Here is a 4,210-nt window from a genome sequence, read left to right as displayed (position 1 = left end):
CAAAAAGGTATTTGATAAAAATTTAACTTTTGTTAAAGAATATTATCCTGATATTCTAAAGTCTTGGAAATATTATCAAGAGTTTCTTAGGATTTGTGAAGTGTTGGATTAAATTATTTTATAATCTTGCGTCTTGGGCTTTATTTTTAAATGATGATGGATTTGTAAATGTGCGTGAATTGTTTATACAATGTGTGCTTCGTTAGTGGATTCTTATAAAGTGTTTTCGAGATATTTCATCGACTTTAGTAACAAAACTAAGGTGTGTTAATAATATAAACAAAATAGTTGAATTTTAAGGGATCATATAAGATTAGTTGGTTTCATTATTCCTTTTATTGCAGTTGTGTTGCAGTATGATTGGGTTTGATGAAATATTCAAATCTTGCTTGTCTTCAATGTAATAAAAATGAAGCAATGTTTTTGTATAATACTTGAAATTTTAGTAAATTTAAGGGTTTGCGATGAATATTCATTCAGATTTTTTAAATCCCAAAGAAGCACTAAAACTTTATGATTTAGATATTTTCACCTTAGGCAAAATGGCAGATACGATTAGGCAAAAGTATTTTGGCAAAAAAGTGTTTTTTAACTCTAATGCTCATATTAATCCTACTAATGAATGTTCGGATTTTTGTAGATTTTGTGGATTTTCCGTGCATAGAAAAAATCCAAATCCTTATACTCTAAGCAAAGAAGAGGTTTTAATTAGGGCAAAGAAAGCTATACATTTAGGGGCGTTGGAATTGCATATTGTGGGGGCACATAATCCTAAATTAAATTTAAAGTGGTATTTAGAGGTATTTGAGGCTTTGAAACAAGCATTTCCTTCCATTCATCTTAAGGCTTTAACAGCAGCGGAAGTGAATTACTTAGCAAAAATTACAGGAATAACTTATCAAGAGGTTTTAGAATCTATGGCTAAAGCAGGTGTGGATTCAATGCCAGGTGGTGGGGCTGAAATTTTTGATGAAAAGATACGAGAATATATTTGTAAGGGAAAAGTAGATTCTAAGACTTGGTTGGCAACACATAGCTTTTGGCATAGTTTGGGTAAAAAATCTAATGCGACAATGCTGTTTGGACATATAGAGAGCAGGGAGCATAGGATTGATCATTTATTGAGATTATATCATCAGCAAGAGGATAGTGGGGGATTTAATGCTTTTATTCCACTTGTTTATCAAAAGGAGAATAACTTTTTACAGGTTAAAGACTTCCCCAGTGGGCAGGAAATTTTAAAGACTATTGCTATTGCTAGAATCTTGTTGCCTAATATTCCTCATATTAAAGCTTATTGGGCGACTTTAGGCATTAATCTTGCTATTGTAGCACAGGAGTTTGGGGCAGATGATATTGATGGGACCATCCAAAAAGAAGCTATTCAAAGTGCAAGTGGGAGTAAAAGTGCTAATGGAATTTTGAAAGATGAGTTAGTGGCACAGATTATTAATGCGGGATTTATAGCAGTTGAGCGTGATAGTTTGTATAATGAGGTAAAAGTTTATTAAGGGGTGTTTATGCGGTATTATAGTTATGAGTCCTTTAAAACTGATATGGAAACCCTAGTTTGCAAGCTTGATTTTAATCCTGATGGTATTGTGGCGATTTCAAGAGGCGGATTGACAATGGCACATTTTTTAGGGATTGCTTTAGATTTGCGTAAAATTTATACAATAAATGCGATTTCTTTTGTTAATAAAATTCAACAAGAGTTACAAGTCTCTAATATACCAGAATTAAGAGATAATTCAAAAATCTTAATTGTCGATGAGATTATTGATAGCGGAACAAGTATGGAGAGGGTTTTAAGTATTTTAAAAAATATTAATCCTAATATTGAGTTTAAAACTGCTGTGATTTTTGCTAAGAAAAATGCAAGAATACAACCTGATTATTTTATTCAAGAGGCTAAGGAATGGATTGAGTTTTTTTGGGAGGTTGATATTCTTAAATCCCTTAGAGAAAGGCGAGAGAGTTAGTTATTTTTGACGCTTTAGACAGTCTTTGCATACCACATACAAAAGCATATCGTGTCCTACAAGCTTGGAGTTGTGAGAATTAGCTACTTCTATTTGGAGATTTTCTATCTCTTCATTACAAAACTCTTCAATTTTGCCACACTCTACGCAAATAATATGGTCGTGGTGAAGTCCGCTAGCAATTTCATAACGTTTTCCTGTCTTATCCACTTCTAGCGAATTTACAAAACCTTCTTTTTCAAGAAAGGATAGGATTCTATAAATAGAGGAAATACTTGTATTTTTGTAAGTTTTTTTAATAATTGCAAAAATATCTTCTGGACTTAAATGCCCTCCATCCTCATAAATAGCTTTTAGGATAAATTCTCTTTGTTTGGAATTTTTAAGATTGTTTTTTCTTATTGAGAGATGTAATCTATCAAGGATGGTTTTAAGAGATTCTTTATACTTTTTCATTGTTAGCCCTTTTGTATTATTTAAGATACTTTTTGAATTATTAGTGGGAAATAAAACTTTAGGAGTATAGCACAATAATACTACAAAAAACAAATATAAAATGATAATTATTTTTATTAATTATTAAGTTAATATTGATTATTATTTTATTAAGTTCTTTTATAGAAGTGTTCTAATTTAATATTTAAGGAGAGACAATGTCGGTTTTAGTTATTGGAGGTGATGAAATTACTCCTATTAAAGCAGTATTAAAGGATTTTGGTTGCAACGAAATTACACACTGGGATGGAAGAAGGGAGAGCGTTAATCATAAAGATTTACCTAAAAATATTTCTTGCCTTGTGATGCTAACGAATTTCTTAAACCATAATACGATGAAAAAATTTCGTAATGCGGCAAAAAAGAAGGAGATTCCTATAATTTGCACCAAAAGGAGTGTAAGTTGTTTATATTGTGAATGTGTGAGGGTTTTTGGTGAAGAGCGTAAAAATTGCCCCTTTAAGTAGGGCTTAAGTGCAAGGAGCAATTCGCCTCCTATGGGTATGGAGCAATGCTATAAATAATGTGGTAGAGGAGGGATTATTTAAGAAATATATTTTAGTGGATTTAAGACTTTATGGGGTGATTACTTTAGGAGTTTAATCCAACACTTCACAAATCCTAAGAAACTCTTGATAATATTTCCAAGACTTTACAATATCAGGACGATGAGATTTAATATGCACTAATTCTCTTTCTAGTTTCCTATAAATTTCATTGCGTAGAGGTTTATTGTCTCTTAGGTATTCTAACACCCTTGCCTCATTCCATTGCATTTGTCTTATCCATTCCTTTTTTTCCCAAAGTGCTAAGACAAATTTATCCAAATACTCTAAAACTTCTTTAAATAATGGTTTATTTTGGAATAAAATTGCATAATGTTCAGTTTCAAGCCTAATACCAATTTGCTCTAGCATTAAATGTGGCGTTAATTCATTATTTAATAAATATTTGTTTGGGTTTGTATAAATATCCCTTGTAATTTCAATGCAAATCACATTGTAATCGCATTTCACTTTTAATGTTAAAGGCAATGTATGTGCTAATTCAAATACTACTGATTGCATTTCAAATAAATGCTTATTCTCTGGCTTTGGCGGATTAAATCCAACTATTTTAGATAATCTTGTCATTGTCTCAAATGCACGATTTGGCATAATCTCTTGCATATCTACATAAACAATTTCTTTACCACTAAACCAAGCAACATTTGTATAATCCCTAAAATCATACGCTCTCCAGAGATGCTCAAGACTCTCTGGATTTATCGTTCTGCTATTTTTATAATATCGCTTCCTATCCAATACCTTCTCTAAATCATCCCCTAATACAAACTCTCCATTTCCTATACCATTACCATGATTCATCGCAGATTTTAACCGAGAAATAGGATCCCGCACAAGAAATATCACAGGAACATTTTTATCTAATAAGCTTGCTTGTTTTAATCTATTATGATTCCACCAAGTAATGAGGGCTATACAAGTATTTTCTGCACTATCTCTAGGATATAATGGAAGAAACATAGCTTTTTGATCTCCCTCGCGTATTGCTTTGACACTAATACCGCACAAAGATAAGTATCTCCATAATGCTGCATGTCCGCTAACACCACGACCTATAAAAATTAAATCATACCCCCCAACTAATGGCAAATTCAAATCCCAAGCAAGGGAAGCAGGAATACTCTCATAACTTAAATTAGCATAAGGTTGTAAGGATTCTTCATTCTT

General features: G+C 31.9%; 7 protein-coding genes. 5 read left to right on the top strand and 2 right to left on the bottom strand.

The window, feature by feature from the left end; translation table 11 throughout:
- From LS72_RS11735 to LS72_RS10030, 3 genes are all read left to right on the top strand, one after another.
- The coding region (locus tag LS72_RS11735) for a DUF2972 domain-containing protein (protein WP_138155321.1) at nucleotides 1–112 on the top strand (112 nt) is incomplete at its 5' end.
- A gap of 352 nt (nucleotides 113–464) precedes the next feature.
- On the top strand, nucleotides 465–1,511 hold the full coding sequence (gene mqnE / locus LS72_RS10035; RefSeq protein ID WP_034554988.1) for an aminofutalosine synthase MqnE: 1,047 nt from the start codon (nucleotides 465–467) through the stop codon (nucleotides 1,509–1,511).
- A gap of 9 nt (nucleotides 1,512–1,520) precedes the next feature.
- Nucleotides 1,521–1,982 carry a phosphoribosyltransferase gene (locus LS72_RS10030; RefSeq protein ID WP_034554990.1) on the top strand — a complete coding sequence of 154 codons (462 nt, stop codon included), beginning with the start codon at nucleotides 1,521–1,523 and terminating at the stop codon, nucleotides 1,980–1,982.
- Here the strand turns inward: LS72_RS10030 and fur are convergent, their stop codons facing one another.
- Nucleotides 1,983–2,438, bottom strand: a complete 456-nt coding sequence (fur, locus tag LS72_RS10025; RefSeq protein WP_034554991.1) for a ferric iron uptake transcriptional regulator — start codon at nucleotides 2,436–2,438, stop codon at nucleotides 1,983–1,985.
- Between the two features lie 197 nt (nucleotides 2,439–2,635).
- On the opposite strand from fur, the gene LS72_RS10020 reads away from it, so the two are divergent.
- Nucleotides 2,636–2,944 carry a DUF2325 domain-containing protein gene (locus tag LS72_RS10020; RefSeq protein WP_034554992.1) on the top strand — a complete coding sequence of 103 codons (309 nt, stop codon included), beginning with the start codon at nucleotides 2,636–2,638 and terminating at the stop codon, nucleotides 2,942–2,944.
- Nucleotides 2,945–2,951: 7 nt separating this feature from the next.
- Entirely contained in the window at nucleotides 2,952–3,080 is a 129-nt protein-coding gene (locus LS72_RS11620) for a hypothetical protein (protein ID WP_269149293.1), read from the top strand.
- Here LS72_RS11620 and LS72_RS10015 read toward each other — a convergent pair.
- The coding region (locus LS72_RS10015) for a DUF2972 domain-containing protein (protein ID WP_138155320.1) at nucleotides 3,077–4,210 on the bottom strand (1,134 nt) is incomplete at its 5' end. The genes LS72_RS11620 and LS72_RS10015 overlap by 4 nt on opposite strands.

Origin of the sequence: Helicobacter apodemus, assembly GCF_000765745.2 — a bacterium.
Lineage (GTDB): Bacteria > Campylobacterota > Campylobacteria > Campylobacterales > Helicobacteraceae > Helicobacter_D > Helicobacter_D apodemus.
The sequence above is the reverse complement of the archived record's forward strand: the minus strand, read 5'-3'. Positions and strand labels throughout refer to the sequence as shown.